This is a genomic window from Micromonospora palythoicola (assembly GCF_036689795.1).
GTDB lineage: Bacteria > Actinomycetota > Actinomycetes > Mycobacteriales > Micromonosporaceae > Micromonospora > Micromonospora palythoicola.
On sequence record NZ_JBAGKI010000008.1, the window covers coordinates 113164 to 138423 of the forward strand.

The 25260-nt window shown below is 71.9% G+C and carries 16 protein-coding genes; 8 read left to right on the forward strand and 8 right to left on the reverse strand.

Going from position 1 to position 25260, the window contains the following annotated elements; genetic code table 11:
* Positions 1-94: 94 nt before the first annotated feature.
* Together V5O40_RS06040 and V5O40_RS06045 are read left to right on the forward strand one after the other, a co-directional pair.
* Entirely contained in the window at positions 95-3007 is a 2913-nt protein-coding gene (locus V5O40_RS06040; RefSeq protein WP_332904527.1) for a glycosyl hydrolase, read from the forward strand.
* A 72-nt stretch (positions 3008-3079) separates the two neighbouring features.
* On the forward strand, positions 3080-4165 hold the full coding sequence (locus V5O40_RS06045; RefSeq protein ID WP_332904528.1) for a PHP domain-containing protein: 1086 nt from the start codon (positions 3080-3082) through the stop codon (positions 4163-4165).
* 34 nt (positions 4166-4199) lie between these two features.
* Here the strand turns inward: V5O40_RS06045 and V5O40_RS06050 are convergent, their stop codons facing one another.
* Entirely contained in the window at positions 4200-5210 is a 1011-nt protein-coding gene (locus V5O40_RS06050) for a DMT family transporter (RefSeq protein WP_408631832.1), read from the reverse strand.
* Between the two features lie 87 nt (positions 5211-5297).
* Between V5O40_RS06050 and V5O40_RS06055 the strand changes: the two genes are divergently transcribed.
* Both V5O40_RS06055 and V5O40_RS06060 read left to right on the forward strand, forming a co-directional pair.
* Positions 5298-5897 carry a Uma2 family endonuclease gene (locus V5O40_RS06055; RefSeq protein WP_332904530.1) on the forward strand — a complete coding sequence of 200 codons (600 nt, stop codon included), beginning with the start codon at positions 5298-5300 and terminating at the stop codon, positions 5895-5897.
* 49 nt (positions 5898-5946) lie between these two features.
* The gene (locus V5O40_RS06060) at positions 5947-7617 is read left to right on the forward strand and encodes a DUF885 domain-containing protein (RefSeq protein WP_332904531.1); all 1671 of its coding nucleotides are present in this window, start codon (positions 5947-5949) and stop codon (positions 7615-7617) included.
* A gap of 105 nt (positions 7618-7722) precedes the next feature.
* On the opposite strand, the gene V5O40_RS06065 is transcribed toward V5O40_RS06060, so the two are convergent.
* From V5O40_RS06065 to V5O40_RS06080, 4 genes are all read right to left on the reverse strand, one after another.
* Entirely contained in the window at positions 7723-8862 is a 1140-nt protein-coding gene (locus V5O40_RS06065) for a DUF3068 domain-containing protein (RefSeq protein WP_332904532.1), read from the reverse strand.
* Between the two features lie 68 nt (positions 8863-8930).
* Positions 8931-9752: a class I SAM-dependent methyltransferase gene (locus V5O40_RS06070; RefSeq protein ID WP_332904533.1), complete on the reverse strand. Its 822-nt coding sequence runs from the start codon at positions 9750-9752 to the stop codon at positions 8931-8933.
* On the reverse strand, positions 9749-14014 hold the full coding sequence (locus tag V5O40_RS06075) for an alpha-(1->3)-arabinofuranosyltransferase (RefSeq protein ID WP_332904534.1): 4266 nt from the start codon (positions 14012-14014) through the stop codon (positions 9749-9751). The genes V5O40_RS06070 and V5O40_RS06075 overlap by 4 nt, the downstream gene beginning before the upstream one ends.
* Complete coding sequence (locus tag V5O40_RS06080; RefSeq protein WP_332904535.1) at positions 14011-15678, reverse strand: substrate-binding and VWA domain-containing protein; 1668 nt, start codon at positions 15676-15678, stop codon at positions 14011-14013. The genes V5O40_RS06075 and V5O40_RS06080 overlap by 4 nt, the downstream gene beginning before the upstream one ends.
* A gap of 259 nt (positions 15679-15937) precedes the next feature.
* On the opposite strand from V5O40_RS06080, the gene V5O40_RS06085 reads away from it, so the two are divergent.
* Positions 15938-17098 (forward strand): glycosyltransferase family 4 protein, encoded by a 1161-nt coding sequence (locus V5O40_RS06085; protein ID WP_332904536.1) that lies wholly within the window; start codon positions 15938-15940, stop codon positions 17096-17098.
* Between the two features lie 76 nt (positions 17099-17174).
* Here the strand turns inward: V5O40_RS06085 and V5O40_RS06090 are convergent, their stop codons facing one another.
* Positions 17175-17336 carry a hypothetical protein gene (locus V5O40_RS06090; RefSeq protein WP_164449583.1) on the reverse strand — a complete coding sequence of 54 codons (162 nt, stop codon included), beginning with the start codon at positions 17334-17336 and terminating at the stop codon, positions 17175-17177.
* The gene (locus tag V5O40_RS06095) at positions 17333-19051 is read right to left on the reverse strand and encodes a hypothetical protein (RefSeq protein WP_332904537.1); all 1719 of its coding nucleotides are present in this window, start codon (positions 19049-19051) and stop codon (positions 17333-17335) included. Before V5O40_RS06095 ends, V5O40_RS06090 begins: the two co-directional genes overlap by 4 nt.
* A gap of 236 nt (positions 19052-19287) precedes the next feature.
* Between V5O40_RS06095 and V5O40_RS06100 the strand changes: the two genes are divergently transcribed.
* The 3 genes from V5O40_RS06100 (at position 19288) to V5O40_RS06110 (ending at position 24830) form a co-directional block, all read left to right on the forward strand.
* Entirely contained in the window at positions 19288-21564 is a 2277-nt protein-coding gene (locus tag V5O40_RS06100; RefSeq protein ID WP_332904538.1) for a hypothetical protein, read from the forward strand.
* A gap of 11 nt (positions 21565-21575) precedes the next feature.
* The gene (locus V5O40_RS06105; RefSeq protein WP_332904539.1) at positions 21576-22835 is read left to right on the forward strand and encodes a polysaccharide biosynthesis protein; all 1260 of its coding nucleotides are present in this window, start codon (positions 21576-21578) and stop codon (positions 22833-22835) included.
* 180 nt (positions 22836-23015) lie between these two features.
* On the forward strand, positions 23016-24830 hold the full coding sequence (locus tag V5O40_RS06110; protein ID WP_332904540.1) for a VanW family protein: 1815 nt from the start codon (positions 23016-23018) through the stop codon (positions 24828-24830).
* Between the two features lie 71 nt (positions 24831-24901).
* Here V5O40_RS06110 and V5O40_RS06115 read toward each other — a convergent pair.
* Positions 24902-25260 (reverse strand): hypothetical protein (locus tag V5O40_RS06115; RefSeq protein ID WP_332904541.1); only part of this gene is annotated, 359 nt, incomplete at its 5' end.

Below are 25260 nucleotides of genomic sequence, written 5' to 3' on the forward strand. Positions count from 1 at the left end.
CTGGAGAGAGCGCTCTCTCAGGTCACTAACGTTCACAATACCGACGAAGCGTGCGCCGACCGGCGCGGCCGGGCCGGCACGCGTTGGAGGAAAGATGAGACCTCCCGTCCCACGCCGCCCCCACCACCGAATCCTGGCCGCCACCGCCGCCGCGACCCTGGTCCTCGGCGGGCTGGCCGTCATCGCCGGCTCCGCGGCGCAGGCCGCGCCGGTCGGTGCCGGCAGCTACACCACCACCGCGGTCGGCCCGCTCCCCGGCGGCTGCGGCACCATCGCCAGCAACCCCCGGCAGTACGTCACCGCCGCCGCGCCATCGGGGGCCGTACCCACCAACGACTGGTGGTCGTCGCTGCTGTGGAAGCGGCTGAACTGCACCTTCAGCGAGCCCCTGCACGCCCATCCGGTGTCCTACCAACCCGTCACCGACGGGCTGGGCTTCTCCGCCACCTCGACCCCCGCCATCTCCGGCACCGCCACCGGGGTCGGCGAGTTCAAGTACCCGTACGTCGAGGACATCCGGGTCGGCGTGGCCGGACTGGCCGCCCCCAACGCGCTGGTGGACGGTTGGACGGACTGGACGGTCACCCCGTACTGGAGCGACGGGGCGCGGACGATGCGCGCCACCATCGGCCACGGGTTGCCGCTCGCGTACTTCCGGACCACCGGCGGCGACGCGGTGATCAACGCGACCGGCGGCAGCCCCACGGTCTGGTCCAACAACGGCAGCAGCATCGGCTTCACCGTGCGCGGCCACGACTACGTGGCGTACGCGCCGACCGGCGCGACCTGGACCGTCAGCGGCAGCCGGATCAGCTCAAACCTCGCCGGGCGCGGCTACTTCAGCGTGGCGCTGCTCCCGGCCACCGGTGGCGGCACCGCCCGCACCCAGCTCGCCAACACCTACGGCCAGTACGCGCATGCCCACGTCACCGGCACCCGGGTCAGCTACAGCTACAACGCGGCGACCAGCCGGGTGGAGACCCGGTACACCTTCACCACCACGCCCCGCGAGGGCACCGAAACGCGGACCGTGGTCAGCATGTACCCGCACCAGTGGCGGGCACTGACCGGGGCCACCCCGATCACACCGACCTACCCGTCCGCCCGGGGCCGGATGAAGGTGGTCACCGGGGTCGGGGAGTTCCGCACCTCGATGCGGTTCAACGGGGTGCTGCCCGAGCTGCCCGCCGTCGCCACCGGAGGAGGCGCCGACCTGACCACGCTGCGGCAGCACCTGGCCGCCGTCCGGGCCAACCCGATGGACCAGCGCGGCAACGACACCTACTGGACCGGCAAGGGGCTCGGCCGGGCGGCCCGCATCGCCGAGATCGCCGACCTGGTCGGGGACACCGAGACCCGCACCTCGGCGCTGAACGCCATCCGCGCCACCCTCAACGACTGGCTCACCGCCTCGTCCGGCGAGACCCAGCGGCTGTTCTACTACGACCAGCGGTGGGGGACGCTCATCGGCTACCCGGCGTCGTACGGCTCCGACCAGGAACTCAACGACCACCACTTCCACTACGGCTACTACATCGCCGCCGCCGCCACGCTGGCCAAGTTCGACCCGAACTGGGCCCGGCAGGACCAGTACGGCGGCATGATCGACCTGCTCATCCGGGACGCGAACAACTACGACCGGTCGGACACCCGCTTCCCGTACCTGCGCGACTTCGACATCTACGCCGGGCACGACTGGGCCTCCGGGCACGGCGCGTTCGCCAGCGGCAACAACCAGGAGTCGTCGTCGGAGGGGATGAACTTCGCCAACGCCCTGATCCAATGGGGGCAGGTCACCGGCAACACCGCGGTACGCGACGCCGGCATCTACCTCTACACCACCCAGGCCGCGGCGATCCACGAGTACTGGTTCGACGTCACCGGCGAGAACTTCCCCACCGAGTTCGGACACTCCAACGTGGGCATGGTCTGGGGTGACGGCGGCGCGTACGCCACCTGGTTCAGTGCCGAGCCCGAGATGATCCAGGGCATCAACCTGCTGCCGATCACCGGCGGGCACCTCTACCTGGGCCAGCACCCGAACTACAACTCGGTGAAGTACGCCGAACTGGTCCGCAACAACGGCGGCGAGCCGACCGTGTGGCAGGACATCCACTGGCAGTTCCTCGCCCTCGGTGACGCCGACGCGGCGCTGGCCAAGCTGCGGGCCAACCCCGGCTACACCCCGGAGGAGGGCGAGAGCCGGGCGCACACCTTCCACTGGGTCCGCAACCTGGCGGCTCTCGGCCGGATCGACACCGGGATCACCGCCGACCACCCGCTGGCCGCCGTGTTCAACCGCAACGGCGCCCGGACGTACGTCGCCAGCAACATCTCCGGTTCGCCGCTGACCGTACGGTTCTCCGACGGCACGCAGCTGACCGTGGCGGCCGGGCGCACCACCACGAGTGGGGCGCACACCTGGAGCGGAGGCAGTGGCGGCGGGGGTACGCCACCGAGCCCGACGCCGACGCCCACGTCCACCCCGACCCCGAGCCCGACGCCCACTCCCACGCCGACGCCGACCGCCCCGCCGTCCGGCTCACCGGTGCGCTACCTGCTGTCCGGTGGCGGTCTGGGTGCCTCCGGCAGCGCCGGCACCACCACCGTGGGCAGCGCCGGTGGCGCGAACCACGACGGCACGCCACGCAACCCGGTGGTGTTCACCGCGACCGGGCTCAACCTCGACCACACCGGCGGGCAGACCGCGTTCGACCTGTTCCTGGACGCCGGTACGGCGGTCGGCAACGGGGTGCAGGCCCGCGTCTCGTACGACCTGACCGGTGACGGCAGCTGGGAGCGGGTGGAGACGTACCGCTACTTCGCCACCGACCCGGTGCCGGGCTGGGAGCACTACACCCAGGCCGCCGGGCTGCACTCCAGCAGCGGTTCCCTCGGCAACCTGCGCAGCGGCACCGTCCGGGTGGAGGTGTGGTCCGCCATCGGCAACAACTCCACCACCCTAGGTGTCGGCGACCGCTCCCTGGTGCGGCTGCCGTACGCCTGATCCCGCACCCTGATCCACCCCGCGCCGCCGGTCGTCCCGCGACCGGCGGCGCGGCCGCGTAGGTTGCAGGACATGAGCGAGCCCCAGCGAGCGAACCAGCAGCGGGATCCCATCGCCGACCTGCGTCGGATCGCCTTCCTGCTGGAGCGGGCGAACGAGGCCACCTACCGGGTACGCGCCTTCCGGTCGGCGGCGAAGGCGCTGGCCGCGCTGCCGGCCGAGGAGGTGGCCGAGCGGGCCCGGACCGGCAAGCTCACCGAGCTGGCCGGGGTCGGCGACGTCACCGCCCGTTGCGTGGCCGAGTCGGTGGCCGGGGAGGAGCCGGTCTACCTGCGCCGGCTCGTCGCCACCGAGGGCACCGACCTGGACGCCGAGGCCACCGCCCTGCGTACCGCTCTGCGCGGCGACTGCCACACCCACTCCGACTGGTCCGACGGTGGGTCACCGATCGAGGAGATGGCGCTGGCCGCCGTGGAGCTGGGCCACGAGTATCTGGTGCTGACCGACCATTCGCCCCGGCTGAAGGTGGCCCGGGGACTCACCGCGGACCGGCTCCGCCGCCAGCTCGACCACGTGGCCCGGCTCAACGAGGCGCTGCCGGAGGGGTTCCGCATCCTCACCGGCATCGAGGTCGACATCCTCGCCGACGGTTCGCTCGACCAGGACGAGGAGTTGCTGGCCCGGCTGGACGTGGTGGTCGGGTCGGTGCACAGCGGGCTGAACGACGACCGGGCGAAGATGACCCGCCGGATGCTGACCGCCGTCGCCAATCCGCACCTGGACATCCTCGGCCACTGCACGGGCCGGATGGTCTCGTCGCGTCCGGCCGGAGTGACCGGGCCGGGCGACCGGGGGCACCGCGCCCGGACCCGGGCCGAGAGCGACTTCGACGCCGACGCCGTCTTCGCCGCCTGCGTGGCACACGACACCGCCGTGGAGATCAACTCACGTCCGGAACGGCAGGATCCGCCGAAACGGTTGATCCGGCGGGCGCTGGAGGCCGGTTGCCGGTTCGCCATCAGCACCGACGCGCACGCTCCGGGCCAGTTGGACTGGCAGCGCTTCGGCTGCGAGCGGGCCGCCCGGTGCGGAGTCCCCGCCGACCGCGTGGTCAACACGTGGACGGCCGATGAACTGGTCGCCTGGACCCGCGCCTAGCGGGTAGCGGACCGCCCGGCCCGCTCGCGTCCGGTCAGCGGTTCGCCGGTTCGGCGACGGGTGCCGTCGGGGTGCCCGCGCCCGGCGCGACCCGGCGACGCCGAGGGCCGAGCAGGCCCTGCGACACGGCCACGCCGAGCAGCACGATCAGCGCCCCGACCGGCTGGTGCCAGGTGAGCCGCTCGTCGAGCACGACGGCACCGATGAGCACCGCGAACACCGGAATCAGGTACGTCACGGTGGAGGCGGTGGTCGCGCCCACGATCCGGATGTTCCGCAGATGGATCACGAAGGCGAGCCCGGTGCCGAGCGCGCCCAGCGCCAGCACGGCCGCGAGCACCCGCAGCGACAGCGCGGTCGGCAGCGGCGGCGCACCGGCCACCACCGGTGCCACGATCGCGAGCTGCACCGCCGCGACGATCAACTGCGCCGCCGACAGGGACAGCCCCGACAGGGTGCTGCCGGCGATGAACTTCTTCTGGTACGGGATGGCCAGGCCGTAGCAGGCGGCGGCACCGAAGCACATGAGCTGGCCGACGAAGTGCGCACCGCCGACGCCCTGCCAGACGCCGAGCACCACCATCACCCCGGTGAAGCCGAGCCCCAGCCCGACCGCACCACGTGCGGTCAGCCGCTCGGTGCGGAACACCAGCACCGCCAGCGGCAGCACGACGAGCGGAGTGGTCGCGTTCCAGATGCCGGCGAGCATCGACTCGACCCGCTGCTCGCCGTAGCCGAACAGGGTGAACGGCAGCGCCACCCCGAAGGCGGCGATCACCGTCAGGTGACCCCAGACCCGCGGATCGCGCGGTAGCCGGTCCCGCAGCACGGCGAGCACCACCAGCAGGGTCAGCGCGCCGGAGCCGACCCGGTAGAGGGTGAGGTGCAGCGGGTGCAGCTCGGCCACCCCGACCTTGATGAAGAGGAAGCTGGAACCCCAGATCGCGGCAAGGGCGACGAAGCCGGGCAGCCAGCTCCGCAACGCCGGTCGGTCAGGGGTGAAGTCGCCTGTCACCCCTGACACTCTGCCGCCGGGGTACGACATTGTCCTGCGGTTTTCGGCCGTCGTGTCGCGCACCACAGAAACCGCATACATTGGTGAAGCGTTGACCGGCCGAGGAGGTGTAACACCATGGCGATGCCGATCCGCTTCGACCCGCTCGTCGATCTCGACGGGATGTGGACGACCCAGTTCGCCGACCGCTACCTCCCGTTGCCTGAGCTACCCGATGCGCGCTACGAGTGCGTCGACGGGAGGTTGGTCATGACGCCCGCCGAGGTCGGCACGAACAGCTACGGCGAGATCGAACTCGCCCATCTGCTCAAAGCCGCTGCCAGAGCCCACGGCTTCTACGTCTTCGGGCAGGTGAACCTCACCTTCTCGCCGCAGCGGTGGATCCAGCCGGACGTCACCGTGCTGCACGCGTTGCCGAAGACGGACGAGGAGGATCGCTGGATCCCGGCCCACCTGTGCACCATGGCCGTGGAGTTCGTCTCCCCCGGCAGCCGCCGGCAGGACTTCGTCGACAAGCCGAGGCGCTGCGCCGAGGGCGGGGTGCCCTACTTCATGCGGGTGGAGATATCGCGCCGGCTGCGGCACGCCGCGGTGGAGCTGTTCACCCTCGGCAAGCTCGGCGGGTACGACACGCTCGCCAAGGCGGTCAGCGGTGACCGGCTCCGCGCCGACGAGCCGTTCGCGATCGACTTCGACCCGGCCGACCTGCTGCCCTGACCGGTTCGGCGGCACCACCTCGACGCCCGCCTCGCGTAGGGTGCGCAGCGTGGGAAGAATCGACGAGCTGGCCGACCGCTACGTCGCCGAGTGGGCGGCGCTGAGCCCGACCGGCGCCACCTACGTCGGCATCGCCGGCCATGACGACAAGTTCGACGACCTGTCACCGGACGGGTACGCCGCACGCGCCGAGTTGGCCCGACGCACCCTGGCCGCCCTCGGCACCATCGAGCCGGAGACGGAGGCCGAGCGCACCGCGCGCGAGGCGATGCAGGAGCGCCTCGGTCTCGAACTGGACCTCTACGACGCGGGCGAGACCACCAGCGAGGTCAGCGTCATCACCAGCGGGCTGCACGAGATCCGGATGGTCTTCGACCTGATGCCCACCGACGGGGAGCAGGCACGGGCCAACCTGGCCGCCCGGCTGAACCTCTTCCCGCACGCGTTGGAGGAGTACAAGACCACGTTGCGCGAGGCGGCGACCGCCGGGCGGGTCAGCTCGCGTACCCAGCTGATCGAGGTGGCCAAGCAGTGCGACGTCTGGGTTGATCCGGACGGTGACAACGTCTTCCACGGGCTGGTCGAACGGCTGGGCGAGGAGGGCGCCCTCGGCTCCGAGCTGCGCCGCGGCGCGGCGGCGGCCACGGCGGCGACCGCCGAGTTCGGCCAGTTCCTGCGCAGCGAACTGGCCCCGCACGGGCGGGAGAAGCAGGCCGCCGGCCGCGAGCGCTACGAGCTGGCCTCCCAGTACTTCCTCGGTGCCCGGATCGACCTCGACGAGACGTACGCCTGGGGGTTCGCCGAGTTGGCCCGGCTGGAGGCCGACATGCGGACGGTGGCCGCCCAGATCGCCGGTCCGAGCGCCACCGTCGACGAGGCCGTGGCGACGTTGGACGCCGACCCGGCACGCACCATCCGGGGTCGGGACGCTTTCCGCGACTGGATGCAGGAGTTGGCCGACCAGGCGATCAGCGACCTGCACGGCACCCATTTCGACATCCCCGAGCAGGTCCGGCGCATCGAGTGCATGATCGCGCCGACCAGCGACGGCTCGATCTACTACACCGGCCCGAGCGAGGACTTCACCCGCCCGGGTCGGATGTGGTGGGCGGTGCCGCAGGGCCTGACGGACTTCTCCACCTGGCGGGAGGTGACCACCGTCTACCACGAGGGGGTCCCCGGCCATCACCTCCAGATCGGCCAGACCGCGGTCCGGGCCGACCTGCTCAACCGCTGGCAGCGGCTGCTCTGCTGGGTCTCCGGACACGGCGAGGGTTGGGCGTTGTACGCCGAGCGGCTGATGGAGGAACTGGGCTACCTGGACGACCCGGGCAACCGGCTCGGCATGCTGGACGGCCAGGCGCTGCGGGCGGCCCGGGTGATCGTGGACATCGGCATGCACCTGGAGCTGGAGATTCCCAAGGACAACCCGTTCGACTTCCACCCGGGCGAGCGGTGGACCCCGGAGCTTGGTTGGGAGTTCCTGCGGGCGCACTGCCGGGTGCCGGACGAGATACTGCGCTTCGAGCTCAACCGCTACCTGGGTTGGCCGGGGCAGGCGCCGTCGTACAAGGTGGGCGAACGGATCTGGCTTCAGGCGCGGGAGGACGCGAAGGCCCGCAAGGGCGCCGACTTCGACCTGCGGGAGTTCCATCGACAGGCGCTCGACCTCGGCGGGCTCGGTCTCGACCCGCTGCGCCGTGCCCTGGCCCGCCTCTGACACCTGCGCGATCGGCTGGCTGCCGGGTGACGGGCCGGACATCCGAGCGTCGATGTCCGCGGGGGGCGGGCCGACGGCCCGCCCCCCGCGACGTCACTTCTGGTGTTACTGCTTCTCCGACTCGCCCTGCGCCGACCGCTGGCTCGGCACCGTGGACTCCTCGGACTTCCAGTTGGTCGAGGCGGGCGGAATCTCGTCGGTCAACGGCCCACCCTCCCGCGCGTCGTCCCGCACCGGTGGCTGGTCGACGCGGGTCGGCGCCGGGTCCGCGGCGGCGTGCCGGGCCACCGTGGCCGGCCTACGGGTACGGGAGACCAGCAGCCCGACCAGGATCAGCACCAGGCCCAGCACGGCGAGCCCGAGCGGCGCGAAAACACCGAGGATGTTGAGCTGGTTCCGGCTCTCCTTGGCCCGGTCCACCGAGGACGCCACCGTCTCCTCGTTGTAGGAGAAGTCGGCGTCGAGCAGCGTCACCGGGGTGCCCGTGTTCGGCACGAGCACCTTCTTCTGCTGCTCCCGGACCTTGAGGTAGGAACCGGTGACCGGGTCCACCCAGACCGTGCGGGTGTTGCTGTAGACGACGTCACCCGACGTGGAGCCGGGGGCGAGCGCACCGAGCAGCAGTCCCACCCGGTCGGTGGCCAACGGCAGCTTCTCGTCGGTGATGACCTGCTCGTACCGGTACGCCTCGACGCCGTTGATCTCCTCGGTGCCCTTGAACTCGGCCATCCGGGTCTGCCGCAGGTCCCGGTCGAAGACCTCGTAGTTGCCCTGCGCCGAGTCGAACGGGAACTTGTAGACCTGACCGGCGAAGGCGACCTTCTCCGGCGTGCCGCTCTCGTCGAGGAACTGCTCGTTCCAGTCCACAGCCGCCGCGGAGACCCGATCCAGTGCCAGTTCGGCACCGTACGCACTGACCAGTTCCTTGGAGTCGGTCCGCTCGACGGTCTGGCCGACCCGCCAGACCACCGCGTCACCGGCGAGGTCACCGCTGAGCGCGGCGGTCTTGGCACGCTCGGGGGTGACCTGGACGGTCGACCTCAGGTCACCCTGGTTGATGGCGACCGCGCCGTTGGTGATCTGCAGGAACGTCGCCCCTTTGGCCTCGGCTACCGACGTCGACGAATCGAGGTCGTAGGGCAGTTTGGTCATCGCGGGCTTGACGACGAACACCAGCCCGGCGGCCAGCGCCAGGAGCAGGACGCCGCCGCCGAACAGCACGGCACCCACGGCGCGGTGCTTCATGTTTCCTCCCTGAGGAGCTCAATATCGTCGATGTCAATCAGTGGGATGGCCGCGAGGTTACTACCAAGTCACATAGCCACGCGACCCCCGGTCAGCTCTGATTTCTCCACCGCACCGGGCTGCCGTTCACCGGCCCTGCGCAGTACGAGCACGAAGTTCCACGCCGCCACCTCGCGGACGCCGGGCACCCGGATCACCCACCGTGCCCACCACGGGTGATAGCGCGGCAACGCGTCCAGCACCTCGACGTCGCGGTTGCCCCGCGCCCACCGCAGCGTGTCCGAGATCGAGACCGGGAACAGCGTCTCCCGGTAGCGGTTCTTGGGCGGCCGACCCATCCGCCGCTCGTAGCGCCGGCGGGCCCGGTTGCCGCCGAGGTAGTGCCAGGGCGCGGTCTCGTGGCCACCCCACGGCGACAACCAGGGGGTGTACGACACGAAGATGAGCCCGCCGGGCCGGGTCACCCGCACCATCTCGTCCAGCATCCGGGGTGGCTCGGCGACGTGTTCGACGACGTTCGACGAGAACGCCACGTCCACGCTTCCGCTACGGATCGGCAGTGCCGTGCCGCTGCCCCGCAGCATTCCCGTCACCGACCCGCCGGCTGCCGAGAAGTCCCCGACGTCCGGGTCCAGCCCGAGGTAGCGGGCACCGGCAGCGCGGAAGGCGGCCGCGAAGTATCCCGGACCGCCGCCCACGTCGAGCAGCGTCCGGCCGGCCAGCTCGGTGTAGCCGGCCACCTGACGTACCGAGTCGGCGGCCAGTAGGCCGTAGAAGTGGTCGGGATCGGTCTGCTCCACCAGGAACGCCCGGAACAGGGCCACCGAGCGGCGCAGGGAGGCGAATCGGCGTCGCTGCGCCCGCCGCGTACGGTCGTCCGCTGCCGTCACCGCGCCACCGTCCCGTCCTCGTCCTCACCCCGGCCGACAGCCGCCTCCGGCGGCCCACCGGACGTGCCCGGCGTCACATCATGCGGGATGGTCGGCTCGGGGCGTACACCGGGGACCGGGACGACCGCGGCGACCACCGCGCCGATCGCGACCAGCATCGCCGCCTGCACCCACGACCGGTAGGCCCAGTCCTGTCCGTGGCCCTGTAACCGACCGGCCACGGCGGTCACGGTGGCCACGGTCAGGCCGCCGAGCACCACCACCGGCAGCGCGCGTACCGCCAGCTGTCGCAGCAGCATCGCGGCCAGCACGATGGCCACCGGAAGCACCCCGCCCAACACGGCGAGCAGCACCACCAGCAGCACCCCGATCACCCAGGCGGGAGCCTCCGCCGCGATGGCGTCCGCCGCGTCCCCGTCGGTCGCCGTCCGGCGGCGCACCGGCCAGACGGCCAGCACCAGCACGCCCGCCACCGCCACCGCGCCGGCCGCCAGACCGCCCCGGTACGCCCGGTCGGGGGCGAAGACGAGCCGGACCTCACCACCGGCGCCGGCCGGCAGCACCCAGGCCTGCTGCCACCCGTCCACCCGGGAACCGGCCAGTGTCTTTCCGTCGAGAGTGGCCGTCCAGCCGGCGTTGGCGTTCTCCGGCACCACCAGCAACGCCTGCTCACCGGCGGCGACCCGGACGGTACGGTCGGTCGCCGCCCAGTCGAGCACCGTCACCTCCCGGTGCCGGGGCCCGGGGCGCGCCTCGGCGTCCGGCCGCAGCGTCGCGTCCTGCACGACGAAGCCCGCCGACGGCGACGTGGCCAGCCGCTGCCCGCCCGCCGGCAGGTCCAGCACCGCACCGTCCTCGCCGCAGATGCCGACCGGCACCGGCCGTCCGGCCAGCACGTCCGCCAGGCTGGCCGAGATCGAGGTGTCGTACCGGAAACCGCCCAGCTCGACGGCCGGCCCGTCACCGCAGCGCTCCACCACCACCGCGTCGGTGTCGACCGGGCTCAGCAGGCTCGCCAGCGCCGGGATCTCCACCTCCGCGATGCCGGCTGTGGCGGGCCAGCCGTTGCCCCGCAGATCCGCCAGGCGCTGCTCGGTCTCCCGCACCACGATCTCGAGCCGGTCGGTACGCACCGCCGGGAAGCGGACCGTCCCGTCGGCCTCGACCGACACCCGCACCTCGCGGCCGGGCGTGTGGATCTCCACCTGTCGTGGCAGCGATCCGATCGGCAACTCGCTCCCCCGCAGCCGCAACCGGTCGACACGACGCTCGCCGGACCAGCTCAGCGTCAGGGTGGGACGCAGGTCCCCGGTGCCGGCCAGCCAGGCCGTTCCCGGGTCACCGTCGATCGCCGCGTACGCGGCGACCGCCGGGTCGCCGCTCAGCCGGGACGACGAAGCCGCCCGCACCTTCGTACCGGACAGCGTCAGTTCACCACCCGGCCGTGGCACCGCCGACAGCTCCAGCCGATAGGTGCCGGCGGCCGGGTTGCGGAACAACCGGTCCAGGCCCAGTGGTTCCTCACCGACCCGGGCGAGGAACCGGTCGCAACGGATCACCGTGCCGTCCGGCCGGGTGGACGCCCCACCGGAGCCACCGGCGGGCACCGCCTCCGGGCTGGTCTGCTGCGCCGGATAGCACGCCGGACGGTCCGCCGGCCCACGGCTGAACGCCCAACTGACCGGCGTCGACAGGTCGTCCGGCAGATCCGCCGGGGCCCGCAGCGCGCGGCGTGGTTCGGTGTCCGGGATGGACATCTCCTCGATGCCGACGGCACCGTCGAGGCGGCCGCCGGCCACCGACAGCACCGTCACCCGGATCCGGCTGGTGGGGCCGGGCAGCGTGTAGTACGAGTGACCGCCCAGCGTGGGCGCCACCTCATGATCGACCGAACCCCGGTCCGTGGTGAGCCGGAACCGTTGCACCGGCCAGCCCACCGCCAGGTCGCTCACGAACGCGAGTCGCACGCTGTCGACCTGGCGAGGGGTGTCCAGATCCACCTGGAGCCACTGCTCGACCGGCCCGACCAGCGGTGCGGAGTGCCAGGCCGTGCCGCGCTCCCCGTCGATGGCGGCGAACGGCAGGTGCGACGGGTCGGCCGGGCCGAAGCTGTCCACGAAGCTCGCGGCCGAGGACGCCGTGACCGCACGGATGCCCTGGTAGGTCGCGGTCGTCTGGTGCTGCTCGCCGCGAAAGGGCAGCACGTCGAGGGCGACCCGGCGCTGCCGTCCCGCCTCGTTCGCGGTCAACGTCTGGGAGAGGTTGTCCCGGACCCGACCGATGTCGCGCTCCCGGCGGCGTAGGCCGTCCGTGACGATCCACCGGTCACCCACCGCGTCGTCCCGAGACGTGGCCCGGTCACCGGCGAGCACCACCGGCCGGTCCCGTTCCACCACCCCCTGTTCCAGCAGGGGAAGCAGTGACTCCGGACCACCGCTGACCGTCGGCACGTCGGCGGTCAGCACCGCCGAGGCCGTCGGCACCGGGCGCCGCACCTCGTACACCTCGATCGCCGGCGGGGAGCCGGCACCGTCGTCCACCGGGCTGCCGAGGGTCCGGGACAGCGCCTCGGTGGTGCCGAAGGTGGCCACCCGGGCGATACCGGGCGAGTCGGCCAGCGCCCGACGCAGCACCGTCACCGGCGGCGCGTCGACCTGGGTCCGGTCGATGTCGTTCCGCAGCAGCAGGTGCCGGAAGCCGGAACGGGCGAGCAGGTCGGCCAGGCCGGCCGAGCCCCGGCCGCTGGCCAGTACCTCCTCGACGGTGTCCATCATCCGCGTGTTGCCCGCCGATCCCAGCGGGATCTGGTTGCGGACCGCCCACGGCGCCTCGGCCAGCGCCTGCAACGGCTCGTCGACCGTGCGTCCCCAGTCGTACTGGCCGAAGCCGGAGCCGGGCACCATCAGCGTGCGGGCCAGCGCGTCGCGGTCGGCCAGCCAGGTCGCCGCCGATCGCCAGTGCGGCGGCAGGTCGGACCAGCCGGGGCCGGGACGCAACAGGCCCAGCCACGCCGGTGCGGCGGCACCCAGCACGAGCAGCAGCACCGGCACGAAGACCAGCGGGCGCAGCCGGATCCCGGGCCGACGGCGGGCCAGGGCGTGATGCATCCGGGTGGCCACCGCGTCGACGCCGTGCGCGAAACCGAGCATCAGCGGCAGCCGCAGCACCGGATCGAGCTTGTGCACGTTGCGCAACGGTGCCAGCGGGCCGTCCAGCAGATCACGGACCACCCCGGAGAGCGGACTGTCGACCGCCCCGACGTAGCCGATGGTGAGCAGGGTCAGCCCGGTGAGGAACCCGGTGACCAGGAAGCGTCGCTGCGGCAGCAGGTTGCCGGCCAGCCCGGCCAGCCCGATCAGCGCCACCACCGCGGTCAGCGCCATCAGCACCGGATGGTCGATCAGCAGCCAGCCCGCCGGCCACCACGGCTCGCCCTGCACGATGTACGCGACCCACTGGTTGGTGCCGCGTACCGCCTGGAACAGGGAGGCCACCGCGGTGGTCGTGGTGGACGACTCGATGTAGTCGAGGAAGGGGAGGCTGTACTGGCCGAGCAGAAGCAGCGGCACGATCCACCACAGGCAGACCCCGACGACCCCGACGCACCACCAGGCGACCAGCCGTACGTGCTGCGCGTCCCACCGTCGGGTGAGCAACCAGACGCCGGGCAACAGCAGCGCCATCAGCACCACCGCCGCGTTGATCCCACCCATGCCGAGCACGGCCAGGGCGGAGAGCGCCGCCGCCCGGCGCGGAGAACCGATCCGGCGTACGGTCACCAGCGGCAGCAGCACCCAGGGCAGCATCGAGGCGGCCAGCGTCTCCGAGGAGAGCGCGCCGACCTCGGTGAGGATCCGCGGGGCCAGCGCGTAGCCGAGCGCCGCCGCGTACCGCGTCGGTTCGGTGCCGATGTGCAGCGCCCGGGCCAGCCGCAGCAGCCCGTAGAAGGCGGCGACCAGCAGCAGTGTCGTCCACAGCCGCTGCGTGATCCAGGGCGGTACCGCCAGCCACTGCCCGGCGGCGAAGAACGGCCCCATCGGGAACAGGTAGCCGTACGCCTGGTTCTGCAACTCTCCCGAGGTGGCTTCCGGGTTCCACAGGTGCAGCGCCCGGGCCATGAAGTGGATCGGGTTCGCGGCCAGGTCGAGTTTGGTGTCGAAGGTGACCTGACCGGGCCGCTGGCCGAAGGCGATCGCGGTGAGCAGCAGCAGCGACAGCACCGTGCCGGGCGAGCGGCGCAGCCGCGCCGGGATTCTCCTCATCGGCGGCACTCCGGTGGCAGGCAGCTCAGGTCGGCCAGGGCCGAGAAGAAGATGCGCCGCATCCCGCCCGGCTGCTCGGTGACGAAGACCCGTCCGCCGGTCACCTTCGTGATGGCCTTCAGCTCCTCCGGGTCGATGTCCGCGCCGAGACCGATGAAGATGATCGGCAAGGGGCGGCGTGGTTCCTGCAACCGCTTGAGTTCGGCCAGGAAGTCGGCGCGGCCGATGCTGTCGTCGTCCTCGTTCCGCCCGTCGGTCATCACCAGCACCAGGTTGATCCGGCCCGGCGTCCAGTTGCGGCGCGCGTCGCGGTACGCGGCCAGCGTGCTGTCGTACAGCCCGGTGCCGCCCTGCGGCTTGACCCGGATCTCGGCCAACTCCTCGGTCAACCGTTTGCGCTGACCGCCCAGGGGCCGTACCGGCAGGACCTCGCGGTAGTCCCGGTCGCCGTCGACCTTGGTGGAGAAGGCCCAGATGCCGAGTTCGCTGTTGTCCAGCAGCAGCGCCGCCCCCTCCCGAGCGGCCCGCACCGTGGCGTCGAGTCGGGTGCCCCCGGCGGGTACCGGCGCGGCCATCGAACCGGAGATGTCCAACAGGGTGAGGATCCGGGCGCTGCGCTGGACGCCGCTCCAGCCGGTCAGCACGTCGCTGACCGTCTGCTCGGCGGGCAGCGGCACCGGCCGACGTTCCTCGGCCCGCAGCCGGTCGTCCTCCGGCATGGCCGGTGGGAACCCGGCCGCGGTCCGGAAGCCGTAACCGGCGAACACCTCCCGGGCCTCGCCGGTCAGCAACGTGTCGAGGAACGCCCCAGCGGCGTCACGGGCCCGCCCCTGCGCGGCGGGCAGCACCACGTACGGCAGGTCCAGCCAGGGCACGTCGACCTCCGGGTACGCCGCCACCAGCTTGCCGCTGGCCGCCAGGGCGTTGTGTTCCAGCACCGCCTGTTCGCTGGCGGCGACGACGCTCACCCGGCCGGGCAGGTCCTGGTTCGGGGTCAACGAGCTGGTTTCCTCGGCCGGGCTGAAGGTCCGCTCGGCGAGCCGACGCAACGTGGCCGCCACGGTCGCGGCCGAGTCCCGGTTGTCGTCGGCCAGTGCGCGAGCGCCGAGCAGGGCGCCGACCCCGGCCGGGTCGGCCGCCGGATCGGGCAGCCCGACCTGGACCGCTTTCGCCCGGGTACCCAGGAGCGACGCCCAGTTCAGCGGCTTGTCCGGCCAACCGGATCGTCGTGCGATCCGGTCGGTGACGGCCAGCACCACCGGGGTGCTCGCCACCGACGTGCCCTGTCCGGGCACCTCGAAAGCACCAGCGGCACGGGCCCGGCGCAGCCAGAACGTCGACTCCGGCAGCCACGCGTCGGCCACGTCACCGTCGTCGGCGAGTTCCCGGGCGACCGCCACCGACGGTCGGGCCCGCACCTCGACGGAGACGCACGGTTGGCTTCCGGCGTTGGCTCGGGCCACCCGGTCGAGGGCCGGGGCGATCACCGGAGCGGCCACCACTCGGAGCCGGACCTGTTCGACGCAGGTCGGGGTGCCCCGATCGGCCCGGATGTACGACACCGCCGCCCAGCCGGCGAGCAGCAGCGCGAGGGCGGCACTGAGCAGCACCACCGGTGAACGGCGGGACAGGACGCGCGCCGGCGCGGGACGGTCGGCAACCACCGCCGCCTCACCTCCTCGTCACGCCTGCGGACGATGTCCCACCGCAGGTCACAACACCTGCCGCGACGACATCGGGCACCGAACGCCGGGCATCGCACGCGGTTGCGCTGCACACCCTGCCAAGGTTTCGGCCCGTCGGCAAACCCCTCGTCCACGACCCGTTACCGGATCGTCGCCGCCAGATCTGCCCATTGCGCAGCCGGGCCGGACCGCCCTAGGGTGGCGCGATCGTGCTCACTTACTCACCAGTAGGAGCAGCGTGGACAACACCGACACCCCCTCCCGCCACGTCCTGTTCCTCAACTGGCGAGACACCACCAATCCCGAGGGCGGCGGCTCGGAGGTCTACATCGAGCGGATCGCCGCCCAGTTGGTCACCTTCGGCCACCGGGTGACTCTGCTCTGTGCCGCCCACGACAATGCCGGACCGGCCGGGACCACCGAGTCCGGCGTACGCGTGCTGCGTCGCGGTTCGCGGATGACCGTGTACCTCCGGGCGGCGCTGGTCTGCCTCGCCGGCCGGTTCGGCCTGGGTCCGCTGAGTCGGCGAGGTCTCGGCCGACCGGACCTGATCGTCGACGTCTGCAACGGCGTGCCGTTCTTCGCGCCGCTCTACGCCGGGCGGCCGGTCATCGCGCTGGTCCACCACGTGCACCGGGAGCAGTGGCCGGTGGTGTTCGGGCCGTGGATGAGCCGACTCGGCTGGTGGATCGAATCCTGGCTCGCGGTACGGCTCTACCGGCGGTGCCGCTACGTCACGGTCTCCGAGGCGACCCGCGCCGAACTGGCGACCCTCGGCGTCGACGCCGAACGGATCGACGTGGTACCCAACGGAACCCCACCGGTGACCGGTCCGGCCCTGCCCCGCACCCGCAACCCGTCGCTGCTGGTGCTCGGCCGCCTGGTTCCGCACAAGCGGGTCGAGATCGCCCTGCGTACGGTCGCCGAACTCGCCGCGGAGCTGCCCGAGTTGGAGCTGGTGGTCGCCGGGCAGGGGTGGTGGGAGGAGCCGCTGCGCGAGCGATGCGCCGCCCTCGGCATCAGCGACCGGGTGCGGTTCACCGGCTTCGTCAGCGAGGAGGAGAAGCACGCCCTGCTCTGTTCCGCCTGGCTCGCGCTCACCCCGTCACTCAAGGAGGGCTGGGGCCTGACCATCGTGGAGGCCGCCGCCCGCAGCACCCCGACCGTGGCCTTCCGGTACGCGGGCGGGGTCGCCGAGGCGATGGTCGACAGCGAGACCGGCCTGCTGGTCGACGACGAGCGGGAGTTCACGGCGGCCGTTCGGGAACTGCTCGCCGACGATGTCCGGCGAAAGGCGATGGGCGAGGCCGCCCTGTCCCACGCCGCCCGCTACACCTGGACAGCGACCGGTGCACGGTTCGCACAGCTGGTCACGGCGGCAACTCCACGCACCGGCTGATCAGCCGGGCACCCGATCGATCCGGGACACGACGAAAGGCGCCCGCGTACTGCGGGCGCCTCCGCGCCGTTCGAGGTCAGCGCGTGCCGTACAGCGGGGCCTCGGTCTGCTCACTCACCTTGGTGTTGGCAGCCTCCTTGGCGGACGGGCTGAGCACGTTCGCCAGACCGACGCTGCCGAGCATGCCGAGCACCACCCCGAGTACCCCGACGGCGACGAACGCGGGCAGGTTCCTCATCCACCTTCTCCTTCCGCGGGACTCGCGTGCCGGGACGCTACCACGCGGTAGCACAATCGCGCAGTGCCCGAAAAAACGAGGACCAGCACCACCGTTCCGGCCAACAGGTGCGCCAGGCCCACCGGGCCGGGACGGCCCGGCCGCGCCGCCGGACGCCACGACGGATTCTCGTACAACGTCAGCTCGGCACCGGCGTACACCGGCCGCAGTCCGGCCAGCGTCGCCGGATCCGGGGGCGGGCCGGCGGCGCGCTGCAGCAGCACCCAGCGCGGACCCGCCGCCGCCACCGGCTCACCGGCGGCGAGCAGCTCACGCAGCCGGGCGGCGCGCGGATCCTCCCCGGCGACCGCGATGCCGTCCACCCGCAGCGTGTCGTCGATCAGGACCGGCACGCCGAGGTAACGAGGCGCCGGATCGATCACCACCTGGCCGCCGTTCCAGGCATAGCTCTGATACTCCTGGAACGGCAGCGACACCACCTCACCCGGCCGCGCTTCGACGAGCCGCGCCACCGTCTTCCAGTCCGCCGGCCACGCCACCGGCCGCAGCCGCCCCGCCCCGCCCACGGCGAGGTCGGGCAGCACCGCCAGCGGCAGCAACGCCGCGCCGGCCAGCAGCACCCGCCCGGTGGCCAGGTCGAACCGGGCCGCGAGACGCCCGGCCAGTCGCTCCGCGCCGAGCGCCCCGGCGACCACCAGCAGCAGCACGTACGGCACCAGCAGCTTCTGCCCGTCGCGGAGCAACCCGGCACCGGGCACGGCCGTGACCAACCAGCCCAGCAGACCGGCCCCGCCGGGCAGCACCCCGAGCGCGGCGCCCAGCCACGAGGCGGCTGCCAGCCATACGAGCCGACCGACGACCGGCCGCGGCCAGCGGCGCCACAACACCGGCACGCCGTACCCGGCGACGGCCAGCACCAGCAGCGTCGCCAGCGGTATCAGCCATCCACTGCGGGACGCCGGGGTGGCCTGTCCGTTCCAGATTCCGCCGGTCCCGGCCAGCGCTACCAGCGGCCCCGCCCAGTTCTCCGCGCGGGCCGCGAAGACCGCCACCCCGGCCGGGTCGGACCGGCCGGAACCGGTACTGACGAACCCGGCCACCAGCCACGGCGCGTTCAGCAGCAGCGTCGTACCGATCCCGGTCAACGCGGTCCGGACCGCTCCCGGGTACCGCCCGACCAGCAGCACGGTGACCACGACCAGGGCGAGCAGCCCGCCGGTCGGGGTGATCGCGGACGCCGCCGCAGCCAGCAACAGCCGACGCAGGGCACCCCGCTCGCCGTCACGCACCCCGATCGCGGCCCGCACCAGCCAGGGCAGCGCGGCGTACGCGACCAGCAGCCCCCACTGCCCGATCAGCAACCGCTCGGCCAGGTACGGCGTCCACGCGTACCCGAGGGCGGCCACCACCCGCACCCCGACCCGCCGCGTCGGCACCAGCCGCGCGGCACCCAGCGCGGCCAGGTAGAGAATCGCCACCAGCACCAGTCGTTGCAGCAGCCACCCGGGGAACACCTGCGAGGCCAGCGCCACCACGGCGTCCTGCGGGACGGCCCGGGGCAGGGCCGTGGCCGGGGCGATCACCTCCCAGCTCAGGGCCGGCCGGGGCACGAAGACCATGTCGTAGCGCAGCACGTACCCGGGCAGGGCCAGCGGCGCGAGCACCACCGTCGTCACGGTGGCGGCCACCGCGTGCGGCACCAGCCGTTCCCGCATCCGTCGACCTCACCACTGCCGGCGCGCGGCGATCGGCCGCGCTGGTGGCGGCCACTGTACGCGGCCCTCGTCGGCCCGATGACCATCGAACCATCCGTTGACCTGATGTAGGGCGCGACGGTCGGTGTGGCAGTGTTCCCGCCATGGCAGCGAACCCTTCTCCGCCTTCCCTCACGGTCGACCGGACCGTTGGTCCGGACGCGCCGCGCCCGGACCGGGTTGGTGTGGGTTCGTCCATGCCCACGGACGGTGCCCCGGCGGCGGCGGGCACCGGCGGTTGGCTGGGTGCGGACCGGATCCGGACGGCGGCGCTCGCGATCGTCGCACTCAGCGTGCTGTGGCGCGCTCAGTTGGCCTCGCGCGGCTTTCTGGCTGCCGACGACTACGTGATGATCACACAGGCGGCCGAGGCCGACCTGACCGTCGGGCACCTGCTCACCCTCTACAACAACCACCTCATGCCCGCCGGCCGGCTGATCACCTGGCTGATCACCGAACACCTCGGGATGGTGTACTGGCCGTACGTGCTGCTGATGGCGCTCGGCCAGGCGATCCTCGGCATCGCCTTCTTCCGCTTGCTACGCCGGCTGCTGCGACCCTCCTGGCTGCTGCTCCTGCCGCTCGGCGCGCTGATGTTCAGCCCGTTGACGCTGGAGGCCACGTCGTGGTGGGCCGTCGGGGTCAACATGCTGCCGATGCAGATCGCCATGGTGCTCGCGGTGAGCGCACAGATCAGCTACGTGCAGACCGGGCGCAAACGGCATCTGGTGACGCTGGCCCTGTCCGTGCTGCTCGGCCTCGTCTTCTTCGAGAAGGCGATCCTGGTCGTCGCGCTGGTCTTCCTGCTCACCGCCGCCCTCTACGCCGACGGCGGCTTCTTCCGTACCCTCTGGACCACCATCCGCCGCTGGTGGCCTTCCTGGTTGCTGCTGACCGCACTGTCGCTCGGCTTCCTCGCCGCCTACCTGATCAACTCGGAGTCCTCGCTGCGGCGACCGACGTCGGTCGGCGAGGTGTTCACCTTCCTCACCCAGATGCTCGGGTCCACCGTGCTGCCGGGCCTGGTCGGTGGGCCGTGGCGATGGCTGGGCGCAGGGGACGGCGCACCGGTCGCGGCACCACCGGAACTTGGCAGGTGGGTGGCCTGGACGCTGGTCGTGGCCCTGATCGTGGCGACCGTACGCCGTCGTCGTCGCGCCGGCCGCGCCTGGCTGCTGCTCGGCGCGTACCTGGTCCTGGTGGCGGGCATGCTGGCCGCGACCCGACTCGGCTCCACGTTCAGCGGGGTCGCCGGTGGTGTGCCCCGGTATGTCAGTGACGTCGTCGTGGTGGCCGCCATCTGTCTCGGCGTCGCCGTGGTCGGGCTGGCCCGGCCGTCCCGGGGCACCGGTGAGGCCGCGCCTGCCGTCCTCGACACACCGCCGGCAGGGTCGGAGATCCACCCGAAGTCAGCGGACGGGACGGCTCCGGAGCGCACCGTCGCCGCACCGGAGCCAACCTCGACCGCGCCGAGCGCCACCGTGTCCGCCCCACCGGCCGGACCGACCTCACCGGTGCTGGCGGAGCCGGTCCGGACGCCGCCGAAACAGGTGGTGGCCAGGCTCGGCGTCATCCACGCGGAAGCGCCCGTCGACCCCGAGCCGACGCCCGCCGCCGAGCCGGTCGGGCACACGCCGTCCGCACCGACCACCGACCCCGCACCGGCGGCCGATCCAGCACCGGCCACCGACCCGGCGTTGGCCACCGATCCGGCACCGGACGACGGGGCCGGTCGGGTCCACACTCCGCCTCTGGTCGCTGATCAGGCGCCGGCCGGCTCGCCGCCCCCTTCCGGGCTGTTCGGTCCGCTGCCGGAGCGCTACCGGGAGGCGGTGCACGTGATGCTCGCCCTGGTGCTCGTCGCCGTCTGCCTGGGCACCGTCTGGACCACGTCCCGGTACAGCGACGAGTGGGCGGCCAAGGCCGGCAGGTCGTACGTCGACACGGTGCGGATCGAGATGGCCAGCGCGCCGCCGGACACGGTGTTCTTCGACGGCCCGGTGCCCAACGAGGTCGTACCCAACCTGTCCTGGCCGTACAACCTGCAGTCCCGGTTCTTCCGTGCCTTCGGCACCCGCCCCACGTTCGTGGACGAGGCCGACAACCTGTCGGTGCTGGACTCCCTCGGCCGCATCCAGGTGGCCACGGTCGTCGGCAGCACCATCCAGCCGGGACCGCAGGAAGGCTGCGGCTACCTCGTCTCCGGCGGGCAGAGCGTACGGATGCCGCTCAACGAACCCCGTCAGGACTGGCACTGGGTGGTCCGGATCGGCTATCTCAGCTCGACGACCGGCACGGCGACGCTACGGCTCGGCACCGGCACCGCCGAGTTCCCGATCAAGAAGGGCCTCAACCAGCGGTTCTTCCGCATCATCGGCGGCGGGGACTCGGTCGAGTTGACCGTGCGCGGGACGGACATCTCGTTCTGCACCAACGAAATCGCGATCGGCAACCCGGCACCGAAGCCCGAGTAGGCCGAGCCGCCATGGCCCAGACCACGAGCAGGGACGTCGCACGGGTGCGACTCGGCGCGGCCGGTGCCGCGGTCACCGTCGCGACCGTGGTGACCAATGCCCTGGCGTACGTCGTTCCGATGCTCGGTGCGCGCCGGCTCACCGCCGCCGACCTGGGCGCGCTGGCGACGGTACTCGCGCTGGCCGCGATCGCGGCGGTACCCGGTTTCGGTCTGCAGATCGCGGTGGCCGCGCACCGGGCCCGCCGGGGCGCTGGTGACACCCGGCGTCTCGGGTTACGAACCGCAGCCCTCACGGCCGGGGTGACGGCTGCCGCCGCGCCGGTGCTGACCGTCGCCCTGCGGCTGCCGCTGGCACTCACGCTGCTGCTCGCCACCACCACGTTCGCCACCGTGCTCAGCGGCCGGTGGCTCGGCGAACTCCAGGGGCAGGAACGTTTCCTGCGGCTCTCCGCGGCGATGGTCGCGGTGGCGCTCGGTCGCTACGGGGGACTGGTCGCCGGGCTGCTGCTCGGTCGGGGGCCGGAGGTGTGCCTGCTCCTGACCACCCTGACCGGCCTGTTCGTGCTGCCGCTCCTGGCCCGTCTCGCCAGTTCGTCCGAGTACCCGCGACCGGCCGAGCCGGCTACGTCCGATGGCCCCGATGTCGTGCCGACCGGGACGTCACCCGCCCAGCGCGCCGCCGGGCAGCGACTGGGGGCGCGGCAGGTGATGACGGCCTGCGGCGCGACGCTGGCGATGCTCACCATCTCGTACGCGGACCTGATCCTGGCCCGCCAACTCCTACCGGCGGCCGACTCCGGCGCGTACGCCGTCGGCGCGGTCCTCAGCAAGGGTGCCCTATGGGCGCCTCAGGTCGTCACGCTGCTGGTGCTGCCCCGGCTGGCCCAGGGTGATCGGCGGGCCCGACTGGTGGCCCTGGCGCTGATCCTGGCGTGCGGGGCGGTCCTGGTGGTGAGTTCGGCGGTCGCCGGCGAGCTGGCCTTCCGGCTCGTCGGCGGCGCCGATTACCTGCACCTGGCGGGGACGGCGCCGATGTTCGCGGCCGTCGGGGCGCTCTACGCGGTGGTCTTCATGCTGGTGAACGATCGGGTGGCGACCGCCGCGCGATGGCCAGCCGCGCCGCTCTGGCTGGCGACGGCCGGGCTGACCGCGGCAACCGCCCTGGTCGCGCCACGCACCGTGACGGGCGTGCTGAGCTGTTCGTTGACCGTCGCCACGCTGGCTGCCGTGGTGATGGCCTGGCTGGTGTTCATGCGCGGTCGACGCTGACACACGCAACATCCGGCCGTCACCAGGAGTGACAATTCGGCCTGCCCGCCACGCCGAAAGGGCACGAGTGGGGATCCGTGGCGACTCGGGCTCCCCGACGGTGGTTCGGTTGGCTACCGTGGTTCTCTTCCGGAGTAGGATCCCCTGGCTCCGCATGCGGTACGTCGCTAAGAGGTAGTTGTGACGCTGTACGGCGAAGAACGCCCCCCGCCGGCCGACGATCGGCCGACGGTGCGGGTGACTGCGGTCAGCTGGCCGATCGAGGAGCCGGTCCGACCGGCACCCGTTCCGCCGGACGGCGACCGATCCCGCTCCCGCCGGTTCCGGCTGCTGCTCGCCTCCGGCGTGGCCACCGCCGTGCTCGGCTCGGTGGGCGCGGTGGCGGCCTGGGCCTACGCGGGTGACGTTCCGCGCGGCACCAGCGTCCTCGGCACCGAACTCGGTGGGCGCAGCCGGACGGACGCCGCACGGGAGCTACAGGCGCAGCTGGACCGCCGCGCGGCCGAACTCCAGGCCCCCATCCAGGTACGCGTCGGCGAGCGGACGGCCGAGATCAATCCCGCCGAGGTGGGGCTCACCGTCGACGTGGCGGCCACCGTGGCCGCCGCCGCCGCGACGAATGCCCACGCCGTGGACCGTCTGGTCGGCTCGCGGGAGGTCGAGCCGGTTGTCTCGGTCGACGTGCCGAAGTTGGAGACCGCGCTGAAGGAGCTCGTGGGCGACCAGGGCCGGAAGATGACGATGCCGGCGATCACCTTCTCCGGCACGAAGCCGAAGGTGCGCTACCCGAAGCCCAGCCTCACCATCGACCCGGAGCATTCCGCCGAGGTCGTCAAGCAGGGCTGGTTGAACGGGCAGCCGGTGACCGTCCCGCTTGTCGAGAACCACCCGGCCACCACGGCCGAGGAGGTTGACCGGCTGGTCGCCGAGTTGGCCGAGCCGGCGGTGGCGGCACCGGTCAAGCTGACCACGGAGCGTGGTTCGGTCACCATCCCGCCGGAGGCCATCGCGAAGGGCCTCCGTTTCAAGGCCGACAAGACCGGCAAGCTCACGCCCAGCGTGGACGTCAAGAAGCTGAAGGCCGCGCTCGGCAGCAAGCTCGACACGGTCGAGGTGGCCGCGAAGAACGCCACGATGAGCATCTCCGGCGGCAAACCGAAGGTGAAGGACGGGCGGCCCGGCAAGCAGGTCGACACCAGCAGTCTCGGTAGCGACATGCTCGCCGTCCTGCCGCGCGGCGAGGATCGTACGGTCTCCGCCGAGCTGAAGCCGGTCGAGCCGAAGCTGACCACGGCGAAGCTCCGCAGCCTGGGGATCAAGGAGAAGGTGTCGTCCTTCACCACCAACTTCACCGGGGGGCTCTCCTCGCCCCGCAGCCAGAACATCGTGACGATCGCCAACGATGTGAAGGGCACCGTGGTTCTGCCCGGTGAGACGTTCTCGCTGAACGGTCACACCGGCGAACGCGGCTACGCCCAGGGCTACCGTGACGCGCCGGTGATCCTCGACGGCAAGCTGGTGCCCGGCGTCGGTGGCGGCACCTCGCAGTTCACCACGACCCTATTCAACGCCTCCTACTACGCCGGCCTGGAGGACGTCGAGCACAAGCCGCACTCGTACTACTTCAGCCGGTACCCGGCGGTCATCGAGTCGACCATCTTCTGGCCCAACCTCGACTTCAAGTTCCGCAACAACACCGAATACGGCGTGCTGATCGACACCTCCTACACCGGCAGTTCGGTGACGGTGTCGATGTGGAGCACGAAGATCTGGGACAGCGTGAAGACGGAGTACGGCCCGCGGCGGAACATCACCTCGCCGAAGACCGTGTACCTCGAACCGGGCCCCAGCTGCATCCCCGCCAACGGCAGCCAGGGCTTCACCCAGGACGCGTTCCGGGTCATCAAGAAGGACGGCAAGGTCGTCAAGCGGGAGAAGTTCAGCTGGACCTACAGTGCGGAACCCCGCTTCATCTGCGCCAAGAAACCCACCTGACGTCCCCGCTCCCCGACCTTTGCCACGGCCCCGCCGGCTGTCCGCCGGCGGGGCCGTTCCCTGTCGAGGCTCTACCGTCGAGCTTCGCCGCTACGCCTGAACGGCTTTTCGGCGGTGCCGCTTAGCGAGTCGTCGGGCGACGGCTTCGGAACCATGCGTTCCTCCTGCACCCGAATTTCCTGGTGAGATCGATGGGCAGCCGGATGCCAGATCTCCTCGAACGGTCCCATGATCGCGCCGCCGATGCCGCGGCGACGAACACGGACGCCGAGCCAGGCGAGCGCGCCCAGGATCGCGGCCAGACAGGCGACGACCATCAGGAACATCAGCACACCGGCCACGAAAGCAAGCCTAGGGCAGGTCGGGCGTTCCTCGTACTGGCAAAGGCCAAACCGCAACGCACCTGGAAATGCGTTCAGGGCCACCCTGT